The following is a 22,409-nucleotide window of genomic DNA, read 5'->3' on the forward strand; positions in this document are numbered from 1 at the left end:
AAGCTGAAACGGCGATGGCATTGCACTAGGACAATTGCCCGAAGCACTTGTACGGGGGATGCTGTGACCCTGGCCCCGGCAAGCGAAGCGAACATCATGATGAACAGTTGGAAGGCAGCCCTGGACGCGGCCCGCATCGGCGAGTCCAAATACAAGATCCTGGTCCAGGCCGTCACCGGCGAGATCGAGCGCGGCGTATTGGTACATGACCAGCGCCTGCCACCGCAGCGACAGGTAGCCGATGCCTTGGGCATCAGCGTGCAGACCGTGACCAATGCCTACAAGGAACTCGAGCGCCAAGGCCTGGTACGTTGCGAGATCGGCCGTGGCAGTTTCGTCAGCCGGCGCATGAGCGACCGTGTGTCGGATGACATCATCGACCTGCCCGAGCGTACCCTGGTCGACTTCTCCATCACCCGCATCCTGCACACCCAGGTGCATGAGCGCATCTGGCGCGACACTTGCGCCGAGCTGGCCGTGGAAGAGGACCAGCCGTGGATCCATGCCTACCGGCCCATCGCCGGTTTCGAGAGCCACCGCGAGGCCGCGGTGCGCTGGCTTGCCGGCCTGGGCATGCAGGTCGAGCGTGACGATGTGCTGGTAACCAACGGCGCCGCCCACGCCATCTTCCTGGCCCTGGCCTCGCTGGCCGGGCCGGATGATGTGGTGCTGTGCGAGGGGTTGACCGACCATGGCGTGATCGGCAATTCACAGGTGCTCGGTTTCACCCTCAAAGGCCTGGAGATGGACCGTGAGGGCATCAACCCGGAACATTTCGAGGACATCTGCAGCAACGAGCGGGTGACCGCGTTGGTGTGCACACCCAACCTCAACAACCCGACCGTCAGCCTGATGCCCGACAGCCGGCGCCAGGAGATTGCCGAAATTGCCCGGCGCTTTGGCGTGCATATCATCGAAGATGACGTTTATGGGCCGCTACTGGGTGGCAGCCATGCCAGGCCGCTCAGTTCCTATGCGCCGGAACTGTCGTTCTATTGCACCAGCATGACCAAGTCGGTGCTTACCGGCCTGCGCGTGGGCTATCTTGCCATGCCCAAGCGGCTGGCGCTGCGCACCGAGAGCATCTTGCGGGTCAACAGCTGGATGGCCACGCCCCTGGTGGCGGAGATTGCATCGCGCTGGATCAACGACGGGCGCGCGGCGCAGCTGGTGGCGCTGCAGCGCACCTTGCTGGGCGAGCGTCAGGCGTTGTTGCGTGAGTACCTGGGGGATTATGTGCGTGGTCAGCACGCCCATGCCCTGGGGGCGTGGCTGAACATTCCCGAGCGCTGGGAAGTGGACAGCCTGGTGCGTGCCTTGCGCCGCCGGCAGATTGCGGTGACGCCGCCGGAGCCGTTCCTGGTGCGCGGTACACCGCGGCCACGGGCCGTGCGCTTGTGCGTAGGCGCCGAGTGTTCCGAGGCAAAGCTGCGCCAGGCCTTTGGCGATATGCGGGAGTTGTTTGGGCAGTATCCGCAGATCCACGAGCTTTGAGCGGCCTGTACCGGCCTCTTCGCGGGTAAACCCGCTCCTACAGGTTCCGTGCGGGGTTCAGGAAATGCGCGATTCCTGTGGGAGCGGGCGCGCCCGCGAAGAGGCCGGTACAGGCAAAAACAAATTCCCCGGCAAATTGCCCTAGTACATTCATCACGACAATTTCCGCCTCATACACTCCGCCCAACATCAGCTCACTTGTTGGGTCCCGGTCATGTCAGCGCTCTCGCTTCACGATCTCTACCTCGCCCGCCAGCGTATCCACGGCCTGGTGCGCAGCACGCCGCTGGAACTTTCCCCCAGCCTGTCACGGCACCTGGGCACACCGGTCTACCTGAAGCTCGAAGCCCTGCAGACCACCGGCAGCTTCAAGCTGCGCGGCGCCAGCAATGCCATCGCCGCACTCAGCGCGGAACAACGCGCTTGCGGCGTGGTTACGGCCTCCACCGGCAATCACGGCCGGGCGGTGGCCCACGCTGCTGCGCAACTGGGCGTGAAGGCAACCGTGTTTCTTTCGCAACTGGTGCCAGCCAACAAGGTCCAGGCCATCCGCGACCTGGGCGCCGAAGTGTGCATCGTCGGCCACTCCCAGGACGATGCCCAACAGGCCGCGCAACAACATGCCGAGCAACAGGGTGCAACGCTTATTCCACCTTTCGATCACCCTCAGGTCATCGCCGGCCAGGGCACGTTGGGCCTGGAAATCATCGAGCAGTTGCCCGAGGTGGAGCAGGTGCTGATACCGCTCTCCGGTGGTGGCCTGTTCGCAGGTGTGGCGTTGGCCATGAAAAGCATCAAGCCGGCGATCACCACCCATGGCATCAGCATGCAGCGCGGCGCGGCGATGTACGCCAGCCTGCAGGCCGGCAGGCCGGTCGAGGTTGAGGAGCTGCCGACACTCGCTGACTCGCTCGGCGGCGGCATCGGCCTGGGCAACCAGCACACCCTGAACATGACCCAGCGTCTGCTCGACCAACTCCACCTGCTGCCGGAAGCGTCGATCGCCAATGGCATGCGCCACGCCTACCAGCACGAACGGTTGGTACTCGAAGGTGCCGGCGCAGTCGGCATCGCCGCGCTGCTCGACGGCCTGGTGACGGCCCGCGGCCCGGTGGTGGTGGTGGTCAGCGGGCGCAACGTCGACAGCGCACAGCATCAGCGCGTCATCAACGGCGGCGACGCCTGAAATTCACGTTCCTTCACTGGAGGTATTCGAATGCCGGCCATCACCTTGCTCAGCGAAGCCGACCTGCGTAGCTGCATTACCCTCGACCGCGACGCGATCGATGCCATCGAGCAGGCCTTTGCCCTGCTTGCCACGGCCAATGTGGCGATGCCGCCGATCCTGCGCCTGGATGTGCCCGAGCACAACGGCGAGGTGGACGTGAAAACCGCCTACCTGCCTGGTCTGGAGCGTTTCGCGATCAAGGTCAGCCCAGGCTTTTTCGACAACCCCAAGCTTGGCCTGCCCAGCCTCAACGGCATGATGATGCTGCTGTCGGCCCGCACTGGCCTGCTCGATGCCTTGCTCCTAGACAATGGCTACCTCACCGCCGTGCGCACCGCTGCAGCCGGTGCGGTGGCTGCCCGCTGGCTGTCGCGGCAGGACAGCCGCAGCGTGGCCTTGATCGGCAGTGGCGAACAGGCACGCCTGCAGCTGCAGGCACTGCGTCTGGTGCGGCCGATCGAGCAGGTCAAGGTGTGGGGGCGCGATGCGCAGAGAACCGCAGCGTTATGTGATGACCTGGGACGTGATGGGCAACTGCAGGTACAGGCCTGCGACAGTGTCGACCAGGCCATGCAGGCGGTCGATATCGCCATCACCTGCACCCCCAGCCGCGAGCCGCTTATCCAGCCGCATCACCTGCAACCGGGGCTGCACATCACTGCCATGGGCTCGGATGCCGAGCACAAGAACGAGATCGCGCCCACGGCCCTGGCCCGGCTCGACCGTTATGTGGCCGACCGCCTGAGCCAGACCCGCGTGCTGGGCGAACTGCACCACGCCTTGCGCACTGGCGCGGTCAGCGAACAGGCCGTTCATTCCGAGCTGGGCCAGATCATCGCCGGCCTGCACCCGGGCCGTGCGCAGGCCGAAGAGGTCACCCTGTGCGACCTGACAGGCACCGGGGCCCAGGACACCGCCATCGCCAACCTTGCCTTCGAACGCGCAATCGCCGCCCACAAAGGCCTGGCGTTTCACAGCTGACAGTTTTCGCAACCCACTCACAAGAAGGGCATCCGTATGTCACAGACAGTGGTCAACCTGCCGTTCAGCCGGCAGGAGTACGCCCAGCGCCTGGCCAAGACCCGCGCTGCCATGCAGCAACAGGGCCTGGAGCTTTTGCTGGTTACCGATCCATCGAACATGGCCTGGCTCACCGGCTATGACGGCTGGTCGTTCTACGTGCACCAGTGCGTGCTGCTGGCGCTCGATGGCGAGCCGATCTGGTTTGGCCGCGGCCAGGACGCCAATGGCGCAAGGCGCACGGTGTTCATGCTGCACGACAACATCGTCGGCTACCCGGACATCTATGTGCAGTCACGCGAGCGCCACCCGATGGACTACCTGTGCCAGGAGGTGATTCTGGCCAAGGGCTGGGGCGGCCTGAGCATCGGCGTGGAGATGGACAACTACTACTTCAGCGCGGCGGCCTACCAGGCGCTGTGCAAGCACTTGCCGCAGGCGCGCTTCAGCGATGCCGCCGGGCTGGTCAACTGGCAGCGGGCGGTCAAGTCGCCGCAGGAAATCGAATACATGCGTATCGCCGCGCGCATCGTCGAACAGATGCACGGGTGTATCCTCGAACGCATCGAGCCCGGCATGCGCAAGAACGAGCTGGTGGCTGAGATCTACCGCAGCGGCATTCTCGGTGTCGATGGCCATGGCGGCGACTACCCGGCCATCGTGCCGTTGTTGCCGACTGGCGCTGATGCCAGTGCGCCGCACCTGACCTGGGACGATTCACCGTTCACCCGCGGCGCCGGCACGTTCTTCGAGATTGCCGGCTGCTACAAGCGCTACCACTGCCCGCTGTCGCGTACCGTGTACCTGGGCAAGCCGCCGCAACACTTTCTCGATGGCGAAAAGGCGGTGGTCGAAGGTATCGCGGCCGGCCTCGATGCCGCGCGGCCAGGCAATACCACCGGTGACATCGCCAGGGCGTTCTTCCGTGTGCTGGAGAAGTTCGGCATACACAAGGACAGCCGCTGTGGTTACCCGATCGGTATCAGTTACCCGCCAGATTGGGGCGAGCGCACCATGAGCCTGCGCCCGAGCGACACCAGCGTGCTGCAACCGGGCATGACCTTCCACTTCATGCCGGGGCTGTGGATGGACGACTGGGGCCTGGAGATCACCGAAAGCATCCTCATCACCGAGACCGGGGTCGAGACCCTGTGCAACGTGCCGCGCCAGCTGTTCGTGAAGGACTGACCCATGAATGCAATCGCACAGGCCGCCGCCACGGTGGCCAACCCGATCACCTGTACCTTGGATTTCGAGCAGGACGGTGTGCAGCACGGCTTCCTCAAGCTGCCGTACTCGCGTGACGACTCGGCCTGGGGGGCGGTGATGATTCCGCTGACGGTGGTCAGGAATGGCAATGGCCCTACTGCCTTGCTCACTGGTGGCAATCACGGTGATGAATACGAAGGCCCGGTGGCGCTGAGCAAGCTGGCTCAGCAGCTGCAGCCCGAGCAGGTAAACGGGCGGGTGATCATCGTGCCGTTCATGAACACACCGGCGTTCCAGGCGGGCACCCGTACTTCGCCGATCGACCGGGGCAACCTCAACCGCAGCTTCCCTGGCCGGCCTGATGGCAGCGTGACGGAAAAGATCGCCGACTATTTCCGGCGCACTTTGCTGCCGTTGGCCGATATCGTCCTGGACATCCACTCCGGTGGTCGCACCCTCGATTTCCTGCCGTTCGCTGCATGCCATGTGCTGCCCGACAAGGCCCAGCAGGCCCGTTGTGAAGCCGGCATGCAGGCTTTCGCCGCGCCCTACAGCATGCGCATGCTCGAGCTGGATGCGCAGGCGATGTACGACACCGCGGCAGAAGAGCAGGGCAAGGTGTTCATCACCACCGAACTGGGCGGTGGTGGTACCTCCACGGCGAAAAGCGTGGCCCTGGCGGAGCGCGGCGTGCGCAATGTGCTGATTCACGCCGGCATCCTCGCCGGCGAAGTGGAGCAGGGCGAGACAACCCTGCTGGACATGCCCGATGGCGATTGCTTCATCGCCAGCGAGCACGACGGATTGCTGGAGATGTGCCGCGACCTGGGCGAAACGGTCAGCCAGGGCGAAGTGATCGCCCGTATCCATGACATCCGCCGCACCGGCAGCGCCCCGGTCGAGTACCGCGCCCGACGCGATGGCTTGCTCGCAGCCCGGCACTTTCCCGGCCTGGTGCAGTGCGGCGACACCCTGGCGGTGATCGCCGACGTACTGGCCTGAACCTGGCGCCACGACAACGAGGTATGGAGAACAGTCATGTCACACCACTACCCATTCAACAGCCTGTGCCACGTCGATGGCCAATGGCTGCACAGCCACAGCGGCAACAGCATCGCCGTGCATGACCCGGCCAACCGCCAGGTCATCGGCCATGTGCCGCTGCTCGACCACGAGCAGATCGTCGCCGCGGTGGATGCCGCCCAGCGGGCTTTCCCGGCCTGGCGCCAGCAGAGTCTGGACAGCCGCGCTGCGCTGTTGCGGCGCTGGGCTGAATTGATGCTCGAGCACCAGGAGGCTCTGGCGCGCATTCTCAGCGAGGAACAGGGTAAGCCGCTGGCCGAAGCACGCGGTGAAATCGCCTATGCGGCAAGCTTCATCCCCTGGTTTGCCGAGGAGGCCCGGCGCCTCAACGGGCAGACTATCCCCAGCCATATTCCGGGTGCCCAGCTGAGTACGCTGAAGGAGCCCGTCGGGGTCTGCGCGCTGCTCACCCCGTGGAACTTCCCCAGTGCCATGATCACCCGCAAGGCGGCTGCGGCGTTGGCGGCCGGCTGCACGGTGGTGGTCAAGCCGGCCCACGAAACACCGTTTTCGGCGCTGGCCCTGGCCCAGCTGGCAGAGGACGCCGGCTTCCCGCCGGGGGTGTTCAACGTGGTAATCGGCGAGCCGCAGATGGCCATGGAAACCCTGGTGCGCGACAGCCGCGTGCGGGCGGTCAGCTTCACCGGCTCGACCCGTGTCGGCAAGCTGGTGCTGCAAGCCGCGGCTCAGGATGTGAAGAAAGTGGCGCTGGAGCTGGGCGGCAACGCGCCGTTCATCGTCTGCGCCGATGCCGACCTGGAGCTGGCCGTGCGGGTGGCCGTGGCCGCCAAGTTCCAGACGTCTGGCCAGGACTGCTGCGCGGCCAACCGGATCATGGTGCAGCGGCCGTTGTACGAAGCATTCCTGATGCGTTTCGCCGAAGCGGTGCGGGCGTTGAAGGTTGGCCCGGCGATGGTCGATGGCGAGGAGACGGCGGCAGAGGTCGGCCCGTTGATGCACCAGGCCGCCTTCGATGCCACCCAGGCCCGGGTCGAGGACGCCCTGCAGCGTGGCGCCCGGCGCCTGGTCGGAGGTGAGGGCCACGCGCTGGGTGGCTGGTTCTTCCAGCCGACGGTGCTCGCCGATGTCACGCCGGCGATGCGCATCTACCAGGAAGAAAACTTCGCGCCGATTGCCGGGGTCATGCCGTTCGACACGCTGGAGCAGGCCATCACCATGGCCAATGACACCGAGTACGGCCTGGCTGCCTACATCGTCGGCAACCGTCTCGATGTCGTGCACCCGCTGGTGCGCCGGCTCGACCACGCGATGGTGGCGATCAACGGCGTCAAGTTCACCGGCCACCCCATCCCGTTCGGCGGCATGAAGGCCTCGGGCCTGGGCCGCGAAGGCGGCAGCGAGGGCTTCGAACCCTTCGTCGAAACCAAATACGTTTGCTTGCACCACCACGGTCAGTTCTAAGGAGTGTTTGCCATGAGCCAAGATTTCAGCCAGCTGTTCGAACAGGACCGCGCCCACTTCATGCACCCTTCGACCCACGCCCATGATCACGCCAGCGGCGCGCTCAAGGGCCGGATCATCACCGGTGCCGAGGGCATCCGCCTGCGTGACCATGAAGGCCGCGAACTGATCGACGCCTTCGCCGGCCTGTACTGCGTGAACATCGGTTACGGGCGTACCGAGGTCGCTGACGCCATCCATCGCCAGGCCAAGGAGCTGGCGTATTACCACACCTACGTTGGCCACTCGACCGAAGCGATCATCGAGCTTTCCAGCCGCATCATCGACTGGGCGCCGGCCGGGATGAAAAAGGTCTATTACGGCCTGTCGGGCTCCGATGCCAACGAGACCCAGGTCAAGCTGGTGCGCTACTACAACAACATCCTCGGTCGTCCACTCAAGAAGAAGATCATCTCTCGTGACCGCGGCTATCACGGCTCGGGCATCATGACCGGCAGCCTTACCGGCCTGCCCAGCTTCCACCAGCATTTCGACCTGCCGGTGGAGGGCGTCAAGCATACGGTCTGCCCGCACTGGTACCGCAAGGCACCGGCCGACATGGACGAGCAGGCCTTCGTGCGCTATTGCGCCGACGAGCTGGAGCAATTGATCCTGGCCGAAGGCCCCGATACCGTCGCCGCGTTCATTGGCGAGCCGCTGATGGGCACCGGTGGCATCATCGTGCCGCCCAAAGGCTACTGGAAGGCGATCCAGGCCGTGCTCGATCGCTACGACGTGCTGCTGATCGCCGACGAAGTGGTGTGCGCCTTCGGCCGCCTGGGCTCGAAGATGGGCAGCCAGCGCTACGACATCCGCCCGGACCTGATCACCACGGCCAAGGGCCTGACCAGCGCCTATGCGCCTCTGTCGGCAGTGATCGTTGGTGAGAAGGTGTGGAACGTGATCGAAGAAGGCTCGCAGAAGGCCGGCCCGATGGGCCACGGCTGGACCTACTCCGGGCACCCGATCTGCGCGGCGGCGGCGCTGGCTAACCTGGATATTCTCGAGCGCGAGAACCTGACCGAGAATGCCGAAGTGGTGGGGGCATACCTGAACCGGCGCATGCGCGAAACCTTCGAAGGCCACCCGCTGGTAGGTGAAGTACGGGGTGACGGCATGCTTTGCGCAATCGAGTTCATGGCCGATCGCGAGGCGCGTACGGCGTTCGACCCGGCGTTGAAAGTCGGGCCACAGGTGTCGGCAGCGTGCCTTGAGCGCGGGATGATCGCCCGGGCCATGCCGCATGGTGACATTCTCGGTTTCGCACCGCCGTTGGTGCTGAACCAGGAGGATGCCGAAAAGATCGTCGCCATCACCAAGGTGGCGGTCGATGAGGTAGCTGGCAAGGTGCTCGGCTGAGCATTGCAGGGGCCGCCATGCGGCCCCATCGCCGGCCTTGGCAGGCGAACCGACTGACGGTCCCATCCACCTTTCATCCTTGCCTACGCTGATATTCCCAACCCGCTAACGCAAGGAAACCCGTCATGGCCTTCCAATACAAGCGTCTGGACAAGAACAACGCCGCCGTGCTGCTGGTCGACCACCAGACCGGCCTGCTCTCGCTGGTAAGGGACATCGACCCCGACCGCTTCAAGAACAACGTCCTGGCCCTGGCGGACCTGTCCAAGTACTTCAAGCTGCCGACCATTCTCACCACCAGTTTCGAGACCGGCCCCAACGGCCCGCTGGTGCCCGAACTGAAAGAGCAGTTCCCCGACGCCCCGTACATCGCTCGGCCTGGCAACATCAATGCCTGGGACAACGAGGACTTCGTCAAGGCCGTCAAGGCTACCGGCAAGAAGCAGCTGCTGATCGCCGGCGTGGTGACCGAAGTGTGCGTGGCCTTCCCGGCACTATCGGCGCTGGAGGAGGGCTTCGAGGTATTCGTCGTCACCGATGCCTCCGGCACCTTCAACGAACTGACCCGTGACTCGGCCTGGCGGCGCATGGAGGCCGCCGGGGCGCAACTGATGACCTGGTTCGGCGTGGCCTGCGAGCTGCACCGTGACTGGCGCAACGACATCGAAGGGCTGGGGACCCTGTTCTCCAACCATATTCCGGACTACCGCAACCTGATGACCAGCTACAACAAGATGGCCAAGTAATCCGGCCTCGAAGGCACCCCGTACCCTGTGGGAGCGGGTTCACCCGCGAATGCGTCGGTAGCTTCAATGACGCATTCGCGGGTAAACCCGCTCCTACACCCACCCCGGAACACTCACCAGCACTCGCAGAATCAATGAGATAGAAGCAAGCCTGCAAAATCCACAAGCGAAGCGGCAAACTGCCATGGATCGACCATACTGACTCTTCATTCGCCCTCAGGAGAGTGCCATGTCGAAGTCGTCCAGGAAGAGAGACCCCAAGGACCAGCCGGAGAAACTGGGCGGCAAGGCGTACGAGAAGGAGCTCAAGCAGCTGCACGTGGAGCTGGTGAAGCTGCAGGAATGGGTGGTGGCCAAGGGCCTGAAGGTGTGCATTGTCTTCGAGGGCCGCGATGGCGCCGGCAAGGGCGGTACCATCAAGGCCATTACCGAGCGCGTCAGCCCGCGAGTATTCCGCGTGGTGGCGCTGCCGGCGCCAACCGAGCGGGAAAAGAGCCAGATGTATGTGCAACGCTACCTGGGCCACCTGCCTGCCGCGGGCGAGGTAGTGATCTTCGACCGCAGCTGGTACAACCGCGCCGGTGTCGAGCGAGTGATGGGCTTCTGCAGTGAAGAGCAGAGCAGCAAGTTTCTCACCGTGGTGCCGCTGTTCGAAAAGATGATGGTCGAGTCGGGGATCATCCTCATCAAGTACTGGCTGGAGGTCAGCGCCGAAGAGCAGACCCGCCGCCTGCAGGACCGCATCAACGATGGCCGCAAGCTGTGGAAGCTGTCGCCGATGGACCTCAAGTCCTACACACGCTGGGATGAATACACCCGGGCCCGCGACGAAATGTTCGCCGCCTCCGACTCGTCATGGGCACCGTGGTTCATGGCCCATTCCAACGACAAGCGCCGTGCCCGGCTGAACATCATCAGCCATCTGTTGACGCGCATTCCCTACAAGGACATCACCCGCGACGGGCTGGTGAAATTGCCCAAGCGCGGCAAGATCGGCAAATACAAGGCCGTCAACTACCCGTTCAAAGTCGTCGAAGAGCGTTTCTGATCTCTCCCCGTGGGGAGCAGCGAGGGTGCGAGCCTATGCCACATGATGGCAGCCTGTTGCAGGCGACGGTGGTGTTCCTGCTGGCCGTGGTGCTTCTGGTACCGCTGGCGCAGCGTTTGAAAATGGGGGCGGTGCCCGGCTATCTGCTGGCGGGCATCCTGATAGGGCCATCTGTATTTGGCCTGCTGAACAACCCGGATAACGTGGCACGCCTGTCGGAGATGGGTGTGGTGATGTTGCTGTTCGTCATCGGCCTGGAGCTTTCGCCGCGGCGTTTGTGGGGCATGCGCCGGGCGCTGTTTGGCGTCGGCTCGCTACAAGTGGGCCTGAGTGCTGTAGTGCTTGGCCTGCTGGCGTACTGGCTGTTCGGCCAGTCGAAGCCAGCTGCCATCGTGCTGGGCCTGGGCCTTGCGCTGTCGTCCACCGCGTTTGGCCTGCAGGTACTGGCCGAGCGCAAGGACCTGGGCAAGCCGCACGGCCGCCTGGCCGTGGCGATCCTGCTGTTCCAGGACATTGCCGCGATCCCGCTGATTGCCGTTGTGCCGCTGCTTGGTGGTGATGTCAGTACCGCCGACGAAGGCGCCTGGCCGGTGTTGGCGGTGGTGGTTGGCATAGGTGTGCTGATCATCTTTGGCCGCTACCTGTTGACCCCTGTCTTCAAATGGACAGTCGGTTCGGGCCTGCCGGAGCTGTCGACCGCTACCGCCCTGTTGGTGGTGCTGGGCACCGCCTGGGTGATGGAGCATGTAGGCGTGTCCATGGCGTTGGGGGCGTTTCTGGCGGGCGTCCTGATGGCCGAGTCGCCTTTCCGTCACGAACTTGAAACCCAGATCGAGCCCATCAAGGGGTTGCTGCTGGGGCTGTTCTTCGTTGGCGTGGGGATGAGCGCCGACCTGCGCCTGCTGTTCGGCATGCCGTTAATGGTGCTGGGGCTGACCCTGCTGCTGGTGATGATCAAATTGCCGCTGCTTTATGGCCTGGGCCGCACCGCAGGTGGGCTCACCCAGGCCCAGGCGCTGTGCCTGGGCGTGGTGCTGGCGTCTGGCGGCGAGTTTGCCTTCGTGGTGTTCAAGCTGGCGTTGGATCATCAGGTGCTGGGGCAGCAGGTGCATGACCTGCTGGTGCTGGCCATCACCTTGTCGATGGCGGTAGTGCCGTTGGTAATGATGGCCCTGGCGCGGCAGTTGCGTGACGACAGCCCCACACCGGCAGCCCCTGAAGCGGGCCACTGAATCGCGCCACATGGCGCACCTGGAGTTCGGAGGTGAAGCATGCAACCGGGTATCAAGATGGACAGCCGCCTGTCGCGGGGCTTGCTCGATGTGCTCATCAAGGCCGGCCTGGTGGCTGCGCTGGTGATATTCGCCTTCCAGACGTTCCAGCCGTTCCTGGAGCTGATGCTGTGGTCGGTGATCCTGGCGGTGACCTTGTACCCGTTGTATTGCCGCATCCAGCGCCGCACAGGGCTCAAGGACGGGCTTTCGGCGACGCTGGTCGTTCTGCTGGTACTGGTCGTGCTGCTGGTGCCGATCTACCTGGTGGTGATGTCCATCGGCGAATCGGTGGACAGCCTGGTGACGCTGCTGAAAAGCGGGGCCTGGACCGTGCCGGCCCCTCCCGACTCGGTGGCGGCCTGGCCGCTGATCGGGCCGAAGGTGCATGCCTTGTGGCTGGCCGCCTCGGAAAACATGGCCGGTGTGCTGAACCAGTGGATGCCCCAGCTCAAGGGTGCCGGGCGCACGGTGCTGGGGGCAGCAGCCAGCGCAGGCGGCGCGTTCCTGCTGTTCATCGCGGCGATCATCGTCTCGGGCATCATCATGGCGTTCGGTGATCGCGGCGAAATCGCGGCGCAGCGCATCGCCATGCGGGTGTCGGGGGAGGAGCGCGGCAAGCCATTGGCCAAGCTGTGCACCGCCACCATTCGCGCGGTGGCCCAGGGCGTGATCGGCATTGCCTTCATCCAGATGCTGCTGATCGGTGTCGGCTTCGTCATCAAAGGGGTACCGGGGGCCGGGATGCTGGCCATCGTCATCCTCATGCTGGGGATTGCCCAGGCACCGGCCACGTTGATAACGGTGCCGGTGATCATCTACATCTTCAACGTCGAAGGCTTTACCGTGGCGACCATCATTTTCGCCATCTACACCTTCGTCGCCGGGCTTGCCGACAACGTGCTCAAGCCGCTGCTGCTGGGGCGCGGGGTGGACGTGCCTATGCCGGTGGTGCTGATCGGGGCATTGGGCGGCATGGTGGTCAAAGGCATCATCGGCCTGTTCATCGGGCCGGTGATCCTGGGCGTCACTTATGTACTGTTCTGGCAGTGGGTGGCGCTGCAGGTGCCGGAAAATCCCGTCGAACCGTCGGCATAGGCCAAGGCCTGCCATGCCCGGACGCTTCTGTGGTTGTGCACTGAGCCTGGCTGCCGCGTTGGTGGGCTGTACCCAGGTCGGCCCGGATTTCCAGCCGCCGCAGGACCCGTGGCTGGGCACTTGGAACACCCCGCTGCTGGAGCAGGCCGGGCAGCAGGCCGCGGCGCCCGACCTGCGCCAGTGGTGGGCCGTGTTCGCCGACCCTGCCCTGGATGCCTTGATCGCCGAGGCCGATGCCAATAACAGCAACCTGCGCGTGGCTGGTTTGCGCGTTGCCGAAGCCCGCGCCCAGTTGGCCATCGTGCAGACCGGGCGTTATCCACAGCTGCAGCAACTGCGCGCGCAGAGCCTTTACCTGAAACAGGATCAGTCCGGCACCGCCACCGCTCGCGACTCGGTGTTCTGGCAATCCAGCGCGGGCTTCGACATCGGCTGGGAAATCGACTTCTGGGGGCGCTTCAGCCGCGCCATCGAAAGCGCCGACGCCGTCTACTTCGCCTCCCAGGCCAATTACGCCGATGCCATGCTGCTGTTGCGTGCGCAGGTGGCCGACACCTACTTTGCCCTGCGCACCGCCGAGGCGCGGCTGGATATCGCCGAAGAAAACGCCCGCCGCCAGGAGCGCAGCCTGGAGATAACCGAGCGGCTGTTCCGTCATGGCGAAAACGACGAACTCGACTGGCAACAGGCGCGCACCCAGTATCTGGCTACCCAGGCCACCATCCCCGAATTTCAGAACCAGCTCAATGCCCTGCGCAACGTGCTGTGCTCGCTGCTGGGTCGGCCGCCCGGGCCGCTGCCACAGCTGGATGCCGGCCACGGCCAGTTGCCGTTACCGGACCGTGCCGTGCTGCAGGGCGTGCCCGCCAGCCTGCTGCAGCGTCGACCGGACATCCGCGCCGCCGAGCAGGCGGTGGCGGCGCAGTCGGCGCTGGTCGGGGTGGCCGAGGCCGACCTTTATCCACAGCTGAGCCTATTGGGCAGCATCGGCTGGAGTTTCGTCACGGCCAATCATTTGCCCGATACCTTCGACATCGCCGCCGGGCCCAGCCTGATCTGGAACCCGTTCGACTACGGTCGACGCAAGAACGCTGTGCGCGTGGAAGATGCCCGCTTGCAGCAACTGATCGAGCTGTATCACCAGGATGTGCGCGAAGCCGCCCGTGAGGCCGACGATGCCGCCAGCGGGCTGGTGCGCTCGCTGCAGAGCGCAAGTATCCGCGACCAGGCCTCGCAGGCCGCGCAGCGCTCCCTGAACCTGGCCAGCTCGCAGTACCGCGAAGGCTTTGCCGACTTCCAGCGCGTGCTCGACGCCCAGCAATTGCTGCTGCAGCAACAGGACGGCTATCTGGTCAGTCGCGGCAATGCGGTCAGCAGCCTGGTGACGTTGTACAAGGCCCTGGGCGGCGGCTGGGACGCCAGCCGCGCACCGATCGACCCGGCCACCCGCCAGCAGATGCAGCAACGCACCGACTGGGGTGAACTGCTTGACGAACCAGGCCCCAGCGCACATGCACAAGGTGAAACGAAATGAGCGACACCACGCCGACGCCATCCCCGCCAGCCCCCGATCGCGGCATGCGCTGGGTGCTGCTGCTGATTGTCGTGAGCCTGCTTTGGTACCTGCTGGCCGATCGCTTCACGCCCTATACCCAGCAAGCCCGCCTGCAGGCCTACGTGGTGCCGGTGAGTGCCGAGGTGGCTGGGCAGGTGAAGCGTGTGGCGGTGGGCAACAACCAGGAAGTGCGCAAGGGCGATGTGTTGTTCGAACTGGACCAGGAGCAATATCGCATTGCCCTGGCTCGCGCCGAAGCCGACCTGGACACGGTACGCCGGCAGATCGGCGCCCACACCGCTGGCATCGACTCGGCCCAGGCGGCGTTGGTGGCGGCCCAGGCCAATGAGCGCAAGGCCCGGCAGGACGCCGAGCGGCTCAAGCGCCTGATCGATGAAGACCCGGGCACGGTGTCGGTGCGCCGCCTGGAGGGCGCCCAGGCCACCCGCGACCAAGCCATCAGCCAGGTGGCGGCAGCCCGTGCCGAAGTTGAGCGGGCCCGTGAGCAGCAGGGCGGGGCGCAGGACGACAACGCCCAACTGCGCAGCGCGGCGGCCAATGTGGAAAAAGCCCGGCTGGACCTGGCGCGCACCATGGTACGCGCCGATGCAGACGGGTTGATCACCGACCTGCGCACCGACGTTGGCCACTATGTTGGCGCCGGCAGCCCGATGATGACCCTGATCGCTATCCATGACGTGTGGATAAGTGCCGACATGACCGAGAACAACCTAGGTCGGCTGCGCCCTGAAACCCCGGTGCTGGTAGTGCTCGATGCGCTGCCCGGCACGGTGTTGAAGGGGCGCATTCGCAGCATCGGCTACGGTGTGAGCGTGGGCCAGAGTGCCCCGCCAGGTACGTTGCCGACCGTACAGAACAGCCGCGAGTGGCTGCGCTCCGCACAGCGCTTCCCGGTTATCGTCGAACTCGAGCGTGACCAGTTGCAGGACAAGACCGTATTGCGGGTCGGTGGCCAGGCCGAAGTCATGGCCCTGCCAAGCGAGGGCAACCCATTGAACCTGCTGGGCCGGCTGTTCATGTGGCTGATGAGCTGGCTGTCGTATGCCTATTGAACTACGCCGCCTGCGTGCCCTGCGCCTGGCCTGGGGCGTGGCGCTTTGCCTGGCGGTGAGTTTCGGCATCGGCTTGCCGGTACCGATCCTGGCGCCGGTGTTCGCGGTGTTGTTGCTGGCCATGCGCAGCCAGCCCTTGCCCCTGCGTGCGGCACCGGCCTTGGCGGTGCTGGTGCTGCTTGCCTGCGGCAGCGGGCTGCTGCTGATTCCGCTGCTGCGCCATGCCCCGGTAAGTGGGGTGTTGCTGGTGAGTGTGGGGGTTTTCCTTACCTTGCGTTATGCACTGAAAGGCGGCAACGGCCTGTTGGCCAATTTGCTGGTTATCGGCCTGACCATGATCGCTGCCGCCGGCACCACCGACTTCAGCCTGGCGCTATCGGTGGTCGAAGCGCTGGCCAAAGGCATGCTGCTGGCGGTGCTGGGCACGGCAGTGGCGCATGTGTTGTTTCCCGAGCCGGCCGATGCGCCGGCGCAACCGGCACCGCCTCTGCTCGACAGTGACCAGGTGAGCTGGGTTGCCTTGCGTGCTACGTTGATCGTCATGCCGGCCTTCCTGCTGGCGCTGATCGCCCCGGACCAGTACATGCCGCTGATCATGAAGGCAGTGAGCCTTGGGCAGCAGGCCGGTGAGGCCCGCGCACGGCATGCCAGCCGCGAGCTGATCGGCTCGACCTTGCTGGCCGGGTTGCTGGCGATATTGATGTGGGGCGCGTTGAGCCTGTTCGTGCACCTGTGGATGTTTTTCCTGTGGGTGCTGCTGTTCGTTCTCTGGCAGGGGCGCAGGCTCTACCGTGCGGTGGATACCAGGCAAAGCCCGGCGTACTGGGTGAGCTGCCTGACGACCATGCTGATCTTGCTGGGGCAGTCGGTGCAGGACAGCGCGGGCGGGCAGGATGTGTACCGCGCCTTTGCCGTACGCATGGCGCTGTTTCTGGCGGTGTCGGTGTATGCCAGTGCCATGCTGATCTGGATCGACCGGCTTCGGATGCGGCGTGGGCTTCTTCGCGGGTGAACCCGCTCCCACAGGTATCGCGTTGCCCATGGGATCACGCAATTCTTGTGGGAGCGGGTTTACCCGCGAAGAGGCCAGCCCAGGAAAACCTAGGGCTTCCAGTCAACCCCACTCTCTTCCAGGTAGGCATCCACCGCGGCCCCAACAGTGGGATGAAACACCGACTCCCCCATATGCTCGAACAACTCGAACTGCCGCATCTTGTCCTTTACCGGGTCCTTCATCTCGGCAAACTGCAACTCCACCCCCCGCGCCTCCAGCGCCCGGTCCAGCTCGGCCAGCATGTCCGCCGAGGTGATATCGATGCTGGTCACCGGCTCTGCCGCGATCACCAGCCGTTGTACCGGGGTAGGCGATGCATCCACCGCCGCCATCACCGTGCTCTGGAACTGTTCGGCATTGGCAAAGAACAGCGGGGCATCCCAACGCAGCAGCACCAGCCCCGGAATGCGTCGGGCCTGTGGATAACGCTGCACATCATGGTAACCGCGGGTGCCATCCACCCGTCCCAGCACCGCGTGATGCGGCCGCCAGCCGTCCCACAGGAATTCGATCACCGATATAGCCACGGCAATGCAGATACCGGGAATGGCCCCGAATACCGCTACGCCGACGAAGCAAGTGAATGACAGCCAGAATTCCCATTGCTGCATGCGGAAGATGCGCTTGAGGTCGGCGAACTCGAACAGGCCCAATGCTGCGGCAATCACCACTGCCGCCAGGGCGCTGTTGGGCAGGTGTTGCATCAGGTTGGGCGCCACCAGCAGCAACAGGGTCACCGCCAGCGCGCCGATAATACCGGTGAGCTGAGTCTGCGAGCCGGCCGCTTCGGCCACGGGGGTGCGCGATGAGCTGCTGCTGATGGGGATGCCCTGGAACAGCCCCGAGGCCAGGTTGGCCACACCCAGGCCGAACATTTCCTGGTTGGGGTTGACCGGGGCCTTCATGCGCGCGGCGTATGAACGTGACAGCACACTGGTATCGGCGAACGACACCAGCGCTACTGCGATGCCGCCGAGCAGCACCTCCACCAGGTCGATATCACTGACCCAGGGGAACACGAAGCTGGGTAGCCCCTGGGGCAGTTCGCCGAGCACTTTCACGCCTTGCTGGTCGAGCCCCAGCAGGCTCACCGCCAGCGTGGCCAGCACCACAGCAATGAGAATGCCCGGCAAACGCTTGAACGGCTTGAGCAGCAGGATCAGCGCCAGGCTACCGCCACCGACCACGAAGCTTGGCCAATGGCCCTGGCCGGCGAGCAATGCCTGGATCAGGTTCCAGGTATCCCGCAGCGGGCCCTGGCTGTCGACCGACAGCCCGAACAGTTTGGGCAACTGGCTGATCAGCACCGTGAGGGCGATGCCGTTCATGTAGCCATAGCGGATCGGCTTGGACAGCAGTTCGGTGATGAAGCCCAGGCGCAGCAAACCGGCGATCACACAGAACGCCCCGGCGACCAGGGCCATCATGCTGGCGATGGCGATTGCCCGTTGCGGGTCGCTGGCGGCGTACTGCACCACCACTGCCAGGATCGGCGCGGCCAGCGCCGAGTCCGGGCCCAGCACCAGGATGCGGCTGGGGCCGAACAGGGCGTAGGCCAGCAGCGGAATGATGGTGGCGTACAGGCCGTAGATGCCAGGTACGCCGGAAGCTTCGGCATAAGCGATACCCACCGGCACCAGCATGGTGGTGAGCACCAGGCCGGCGGCGATGTCTTTGGGCAGCCAGGCGGGTTGGTAGTGGAGCAGGGTGACCAGGCCGGGTAACCAGCGTTGCCAGTCGAAGCGGGGTTTTTCGGGCATGGGGCGTGCGTCCAGGGGAGGGTGCTGAATCACAGCTTAGATGCTGAATTCCGGGGCCGCTCTGCGGCCCTTTCGCGACACAAGGCCGCTCTCATAGAACAACACATGACTCATTGGTTCGGTGAGGTTCTGTAGGAGCAGCCTTGTGCTGCGAAGAGGCCGGTACTGACAAAGCCTGTCTGTTGCTTGTACCGGCCTCTTCGCAGCACAAGGCTGCTCCTACAAAGGCCGCGTCAGACGAGCGATATTTGTTCTCTGCGCGACAGCGCAAAGGGCTGGGTAATCTCCCACAGGGGAATGCATTGGTTCAGGCGACGCGTTCCGTTGTAGGAGCGGCCTTGTGCCGCGAAAGGGCTGCAAAGCAGCCCCTGATTTCAGCGGCGTTGCAAATATTGTTGGGGCTGCTCCTGAAGGGCGTGTGCATGATCAGAAAAAACAAAACCCCTTGAGGCGTTGGCCTCAAGGGGTTCGTAGGTACTGCAGTCTGGCGCTTAGACGTTGAAGCGGAAGTGCATAACGTCACCGTCCTTGACGATGTAGTCCTTGCCTTCCAAACGCCATTTACCGGCTTCCTTGGCACCGCTCTCACCCTTGAACTGGATGAAGTCGTCATAGGCCACCACTTCAGCGCGGATGAAACCTTTTTCGAAGTCGGTGTGGATCACGCCAGCGGCCTGTGGTGCGGTGGCGCCGACGCGTACGGTCCAGGCGCGTACTTCCTGCACGCCGGCAGTGAAGTAGGTCTGCAGGTTCAGCAGCTCATAACCGGCGCGGATAACACGGTTCAGGCCAGGCTCTTCCAGGCCCAGGGCCTCGAGGAACATATCCTTCTCTTCACCGTCTTCCAGTTCGGCGATTTCCGCTTCGATCTTGTTGCATACCGGCACCACTACCGCGCCTTCTTCCTCGGCGATGGCCTTGACCACGTCCAGGTGCGGGTTGTTGTCGAAGCCGTCTTCAGCCACGTTGGCGATGTACATGACCGGCTTGCTGGTCAGCAGGTGGAAGCCGCGGATGACCGCCTTGTCTTCGGCGCTCATGTTCTTCATCAGGCTGCGCGCAGGCTTGCCTTCGGTGAAGTGCGGGATCAGCTGTTCGAGGATGGCCTTCTGCGCCAGGGCTTCCTTGTCGCCGCCCTTGGCGTTGCGGGCAACCTTCTGCAGCTGCTTCTCGCAGCTGTCGAGGTCGGCGAAGATCAGCTCGAGGTCGATGATCTCGATGTCACGCTTGGGGTCGACGCTGTTGGAAACGTGGATCACGTTCTCGTCTTCGAAGCAGCGCACCACGTGGGCAATGGCGTCGGTCTCGCGGATGTTGGCGAGGAACTTGTTGCCCAGGCCTTCGCCCTTCGAGGCACCAGCCACCAGGCCGGCGATGTCGACGAACTCCATGGTGGTCGGCAGGATGCGGTTTGGCTTGACGATCTCAGCCAAGGCATTCAAGCGCGCATCGGGCATCGGCACGATGCCGCTGTTAGGCTCGATGGTGCAGAAGGGGAAGTTCTCCGCCGCGATGCCAGACTTGGTCAGGGCGTTGAACAGGGTGGACTTGCCGACGTTGGGCAGGCCGACGATGCCGCAATTGAAACCCATGGGTATTCCCCTCTCTAAAGGAAATCAGGCCTTCTGGCTGTGCAGCTCGCGCATCGCCTTGGCGAAGTCGCCGGCAAGCACGTCCGGCAGCACGCCGAGGGCAAAATCGATGCTGGCGTCGAGCTTCTCCTGCTCGGCGCGCGGCGCGCGGCCCAGGACGAAGTTGGAGACCAGTTTGGCGTCGCCCGGGTGGCCGATGCCAAGCCGCAGGCGGTGGAAGTCGTTCTGGTTGCCGAGCTGCGCGATGATGTCGCGCAGGCCGTTGTGCCCACCATGGCCACCGCCGCGCTTGAGCTTGGCGACGCCCGGGGGCAGGTCGAGTTCGTCATGCGCCACCAGGATCGCTTCCGGCTTGATGCGGAAGAAATTGGCCAAGGCCGCCACGGACTGGCCGCTACGGTTCATGTAGGTGGTGGGGATGAGCAGACGAACGTCGTTGCCCTGATGGCTGAACTTAGCCGTCAGGCCGAAATATTTGCGGTCAGCGGTCAACGAGACGCGCTGGGCGCTGGCAATGCGTTCAACGAAAAGAGCCCCTGCGTTATGCCGGGTCTGTTCGTATTCGGGGCCGGGGTTACCCAGGCCGACGATCAACTGGATGGCGGTCACGTCAGGGGCTCTTCCTTGGAGTTGGTGGGTTACAGGGCGCGCGGCACTGTAACCCGATCAACGCCGGCGTGCGAGTGGATTACTCGGCAGCGCCTTCTGCTTCTGGAGCAACGCGTGGAGCGTGAACGTTGGCAACAGCTTTGTCATCACCGTGGGCCAGAGCTACGAACTCTACGCCTTTCGGAGCTTTCAGGTCCGACAGGTGGATGATGGTGCCGATTTCAGCGTTGGCCAGGTCGACTTCGATGAACTCAGGCAGGTCTTTGGCTTCGCAGGAAACTTCGATCTCGGCTTCTACGTGGGAGATCTCGCCGCCTTTCTTGACCGGGGCTTCTTCGTTGATGAAGTGAACCGGTACCTTGGCGGTCAGTTTCTGGCCAGCAACGACGCGAACGAAGTCGGCGTGCATGATGAAGCCTTTGGCCGGGTGGCGCTGCAGAGCCTTGACCACGACGTTTTGCTTGGCGCCGTCGACGTTCAGTTCCAGAACGTGGCTGAAGGCAGCCTCGTTTTCGAACAGCTTGGTGATTTCCTTGGCCAGGATGGTCAGGGACTGGGCGTCCTGGTTACCACCGTAGACAACGGCTGGGATGTTCGCGGAGTGACGCAGGCGGCGGCTCGCACCTTTCCCCAGGTCAGTACGCGCTTGGGCGTTCAGAGTGAATTCGGTCATTTTGTTTCTCCAAAATAGCCCCCCGAGGGCGTTTGCGACCAGCGCCAACGGGGATGGCAAAAAAGCCCCGCCCCAACAACCAGTGTTGGGGCGGGGCGCTTTTCGTCAGCGTGTGTTCCGCTTAGCGGAACATCGCGCTGATCGATTCTTCGTTGCTGATGCGGCGGACCGCTTCAGCGACAACCGGTGCGATATCCAGCTGGCGGATACGGTCACAGGCTTGAGCAGCGGCGGACAGCGGAACGGTGTTGGTCACCACCAGCTCGTCCAGTACCGACTTCTCGATGTTCTCGATCGCGCGGCCCGACAGGACAGGGTGCGTGCAGTAGGCGTAAACCTTGGCAGCGCCGTGTTCTTTCAGGGCTTTGGCCGCGTGGCACAGGGTGCCGGCGGTGTCGACCATGTCGTCTACCAGGATGCAGGTGCGCCCTTCGACGTCGCCGATGATGTGCATCACCTCGGAGTGGTTAGCCTTCTCGCGGCGCTTGTCGATGATACCCAGGTCGACGCCCAGGGACTTGGCGACGGCACGTGCGCGCACGACACCACCGATGTCCGGGGAGACGATCATCAGGTTCTCGAAACGCTGGTCCTCGATATCGTCGACCAGTACGGGCGAGCCGTAGATGTTGTCGACCGGGATATCGAAGAAACCCTGGATCTGGTCAGCGTGCAGGTCGACGGTGAGTACACGGTCGATACCTACGACAGTGAGCATGTCAGCGACGACTTTGGCGCTGATGGCTACACGTGCCGAACGCGGACGGCGGTCCTGGCGGGCGTATCCGAAGTAAGGAATCACGGCGGTGATTCGGGATGCTGAGGAGCGGCGGAAGGCGTCGGCCATCACTACCAGTTCCATCAGGTTATCGTTGGTCGGGGCACAGGTCGGCTGAATAATGAAGACGTCTTTACCGCGGACATTCTCATTGATCTCAGTGCTGATCTCGCCGTCGGAGAACTTACCGACAGAAACGTCACCGAGAGGGATATGCAGCTGACGTACGACACGCCGAGCCAGATCGGGGTTGGCGTTCCCCGTAAAGACCATCATCTTGGACACGCGCAGTACCTGA

Annotated in this window: 19 protein-coding genes; 14 read left to right on the forward strand and 5 right to left on the reverse strand. The window is 64.0% G+C overall.

Features of this window, described 5'->3' with window-relative positions:
• The first annotated feature begins 99 nt into the window (after positions 1–99).
• The 14 genes from WM94_RS20260 (at position 100) to WM94_RS20325 (ending at position 16,657) form a co-directional block, all read left to right on the forward strand.
• Positions 100–1,494 carry a PLP-dependent aminotransferase family protein gene (locus WM94_RS20260; RefSeq protein ID WP_061552025.1) on the forward strand — a complete coding sequence of 465 codons (1,395 nt, stop codon included), beginning with the start codon at positions 100–102 and terminating at the stop codon, positions 1,492–1,494.
• A 214-nt stretch (positions 1,495–1,708) separates the two neighbouring features.
• Positions 1,709–2,680: a hydroxyectoine utilization dehydratase EutB gene (gene eutB, locus WM94_RS20265; protein ID WP_061551984.1), complete on the forward strand. Its 972-nt coding sequence runs from the start codon at positions 1,709–1,711 to the stop codon at positions 2,678–2,680.
• Between the two features lie 30 nt (positions 2,681–2,710).
• Positions 2,711–3,703: a cyclodeaminase gene (locus WM94_RS20270; RefSeq protein ID WP_061551985.1), complete on the forward strand. Its 993-nt coding sequence runs from the start codon at positions 2,711–2,713 to the stop codon at positions 3,701–3,703.
• Positions 3,704–3,739: 36 nt separating this feature from the next.
• Positions 3,740–4,930, forward strand: coding sequence for an ectoine hydrolase DoeA (gene doeA, locus WM94_RS20275; protein WP_039614407.1), 1,191 nt, complete (start codon positions 3,740–3,742; stop codon positions 4,928–4,930).
• A gap of 3 nt (positions 4,931–4,933) precedes the next feature.
• Positions 4,934–5,953: a N(2)-acetyl-L-2,4-diaminobutanoate deacetylase DoeB gene (doeB, locus tag WM94_RS20280; RefSeq protein ID WP_052261083.1), complete on the forward strand. Its 1,020-nt coding sequence runs from the start codon at positions 4,934–4,936 to the stop codon at positions 5,951–5,953.
• 36 nt (positions 5,954–5,989) lie between these two features.
• Positions 5,990–7,456, forward strand: a complete 1,467-nt coding sequence (locus tag WM94_RS20285; protein WP_015268928.1) for an NAD-dependent succinate-semialdehyde dehydrogenase — start codon at positions 5,990–5,992, stop codon at positions 7,454–7,456.
• Between the two features lie 12 nt (positions 7,457–7,468).
• The gene (locus WM94_RS20290; protein WP_015268929.1) at positions 7,469–8,854 is read left to right on the forward strand and encodes an aspartate aminotransferase family protein; all 1,386 of its coding nucleotides are present in this window, start codon (positions 7,469–7,471) and stop codon (positions 8,852–8,854) included.
• Positions 8,855–8,979: 125 nt separating this feature from the next.
• Entirely contained in the window at positions 8,980–9,600 is a 621-nt protein-coding gene (gene ycaC / locus WM94_RS20295) for an isochorismate family cysteine hydrolase YcaC (RefSeq protein WP_061551986.1), read from the forward strand.
• 229 nt (positions 9,601–9,829) lie between these two features.
• Positions 9,830–10,648 (forward strand): polyphosphate kinase 2, encoded by an 819-nt coding sequence (gene ppk2 / locus WM94_RS20300; protein ID WP_003256373.1) that lies wholly within the window; start codon positions 9,830–9,832, stop codon positions 10,646–10,648.
• Positions 10,649–10,683: 35 nt separating this feature from the next.
• Positions 10,684–11,880: a monovalent cation:proton antiporter-2 (CPA2) family protein gene (locus tag WM94_RS20305; RefSeq protein WP_013970854.1), complete on the forward strand. Its 1,197-nt coding sequence runs from the start codon at positions 10,684–10,686 to the stop codon at positions 11,878–11,880.
• Positions 11,881–11,919: 39 nt separating this feature from the next.
• Positions 11,920–13,017, forward strand: coding sequence for an AI-2E family transporter (locus WM94_RS20310; RefSeq protein ID WP_013970855.1), 1,098 nt, complete (start codon positions 11,920–11,922; stop codon positions 13,015–13,017).
• Positions 13,018–13,030: 13 nt separating this feature from the next.
• Positions 13,031–14,551, forward strand: coding sequence for an efflux transporter outer membrane subunit (locus WM94_RS20315; RefSeq protein ID WP_061551987.1), 1,521 nt, complete (start codon positions 13,031–13,033; stop codon positions 14,549–14,551).
• Entirely contained in the window at positions 14,548–15,645 is a 1,098-nt protein-coding gene (locus WM94_RS20320; protein WP_024086253.1) for an HlyD family secretion protein, read from the forward strand. The genes WM94_RS20315 and WM94_RS20320 overlap by 4 nt, the downstream gene beginning before the upstream one ends.
• Positions 15,635–16,657, forward strand: coding sequence for a DUF2955 domain-containing protein (locus WM94_RS20325; RefSeq protein ID WP_061551988.1), 1,023 nt, complete (start codon positions 15,635–15,637; stop codon positions 16,655–16,657). Before WM94_RS20320 ends, WM94_RS20325 begins: the two co-directional genes overlap by 11 nt.
• 89 nt (positions 16,658–16,746) lie before the next feature.
• On the opposite strand, the gene WM94_RS20330 is transcribed toward WM94_RS20325, so the two are convergent.
• The 5 genes from WM94_RS20330 to WM94_RS20350 form a co-directional block, all read right to left on the reverse strand.
• Complete coding sequence (locus tag WM94_RS20330; protein WP_061551989.1) at positions 16,747–18,459, reverse strand: SulP family inorganic anion transporter; 1,713 nt, start codon at positions 18,457–18,459, stop codon at positions 16,747–16,749.
• 491 nt (positions 18,460–18,950) lie between these two features.
• Positions 18,951–20,051, reverse strand: a complete 1,101-nt coding sequence (gene ychF, locus WM94_RS20335) for a redox-regulated ATPase YchF (protein WP_013970895.1) — start codon at positions 20,049–20,051, stop codon at positions 18,951–18,953.
• A gap of 24 nt (positions 20,052–20,075) precedes the next feature.
• Positions 20,076–20,660, reverse strand: coding sequence for an aminoacyl-tRNA hydrolase (pth, locus tag WM94_RS20340; RefSeq protein WP_008099045.1), 585 nt, complete (start codon positions 20,658–20,660; stop codon positions 20,076–20,078).
• 79 nt (positions 20,661–20,739) lie between these two features.
• Positions 20,740–21,333, reverse strand: a complete 594-nt coding sequence (locus WM94_RS20345; protein WP_013970896.1) for a 50S ribosomal protein L25/general stress protein Ctc — start codon at positions 21,331–21,333, stop codon at positions 20,740–20,742.
• 121 nt (positions 21,334–21,454) lie between these two features.
• A complete protein-coding gene (locus tag WM94_RS20350; RefSeq protein WP_003247410.1) occupies positions 21,455–22,396 on the reverse strand; it encodes a ribose-phosphate pyrophosphokinase in 942 nt (313 codons plus the stop codon).
• Positions 22,397–22,409: the final 13 nt, after the last annotated feature.

It is taken from the genome of Pseudomonas sp. ABFPK, assembly GCF_001586765.1.
GTDB lineage: Bacteria > Pseudomonadota > Gammaproteobacteria > Pseudomonadales > Pseudomonadaceae > Aquipseudomonas > Aquipseudomonas asiatica.

Coding starts and splice junctions, on each gene's coding strand:
- WM94_RS20260 (WP_061552025.1), top strand. CDS start 100: ATGAACAGTTGGAAGGCAGCCCTGGACGCGGCCCGCATCGGCGAGTCC.
- eutB (WP_061551984.1), top strand. CDS start 1,709: ATGTCAGCGCTCTCGCTTCACGATCTCTACCTCGCCCGCCAGCGTATC.
- WM94_RS20270 (WP_061551985.1), top strand. CDS start 2,711: ATGCCGGCCATCACCTTGCTCAGCGAAGCCGACCTGCGTAGCTGCATT.
- doeA (WP_039614407.1), top strand. CDS start 3,740: ATGTCACAGACAGTGGTCAACCTGCCGTTCAGCCGGCAGGAGTACGCC.
- doeB (WP_052261083.1), top strand. CDS start 4,934: ATGAATGCAATCGCACAGGCCGCCGCCACGGTGGCCAACCCGATCACC.
- WM94_RS20285 (WP_015268928.1), top strand. CDS start 5,990: ATGTCACACCACTACCCATTCAACAGCCTGTGCCACGTCGATGGCCAA.
- WM94_RS20290 (WP_015268929.1), top strand. CDS start 7,469: ATGAGCCAAGATTTCAGCCAGCTGTTCGAACAGGACCGCGCCCACTTC.
- ycaC (WP_061551986.1), top strand. CDS start 8,980: ATGGCCTTCCAATACAAGCGTCTGGACAAGAACAACGCCGCCGTGCTG.
- ppk2 (WP_003256373.1), top strand. CDS start 9,830: ATGTCGAAGTCGTCCAGGAAGAGAGACCCCAAGGACCAGCCGGAGAAA.
- WM94_RS20305 (WP_013970854.1), top strand. CDS start 10,684: ATGCCACATGATGGCAGCCTGTTGCAGGCGACGGTGGTGTTCCTGCTG.
- WM94_RS20310 (WP_013970855.1), top strand. CDS start 11,920: ATGCAACCGGGTATCAAGATGGACAGCCGCCTGTCGCGGGGCTTGCTC.
- WM94_RS20315 (WP_061551987.1), top strand. CDS start 13,031: ATGCCCGGACGCTTCTGTGGTTGTGCACTGAGCCTGGCTGCCGCGTTG.
- WM94_RS20320 (WP_024086253.1), top strand. CDS start 14,548: ATGAGCGACACCACGCCGACGCCATCCCCGCCAGCCCCCGATCGCGGC.
- WM94_RS20325 (WP_061551988.1), top strand. CDS start 15,635: ATGCCTATTGAACTACGCCGCCTGCGTGCCCTGCGCCTGGCCTGGGGC.
- WM94_RS20330 (WP_061551989.1), bottom strand. CDS start 18,459: ATGCCCGAAAAACCCCGCTTCGACTGGCAACGCTGGTTACCCGGCCTG.
- ychF (WP_013970895.1), bottom strand. CDS start 20,051: ATGGGTTTCAATTGCGGCATCGTCGGCCTGCCCAACGTCGGCAAGTCC.
- WM94_RS20345 (WP_013970896.1), bottom strand. CDS start 21,333: ATGACCGAATTCACTCTGAACGCCCAAGCGCGTACTGACCTGGGGAAA.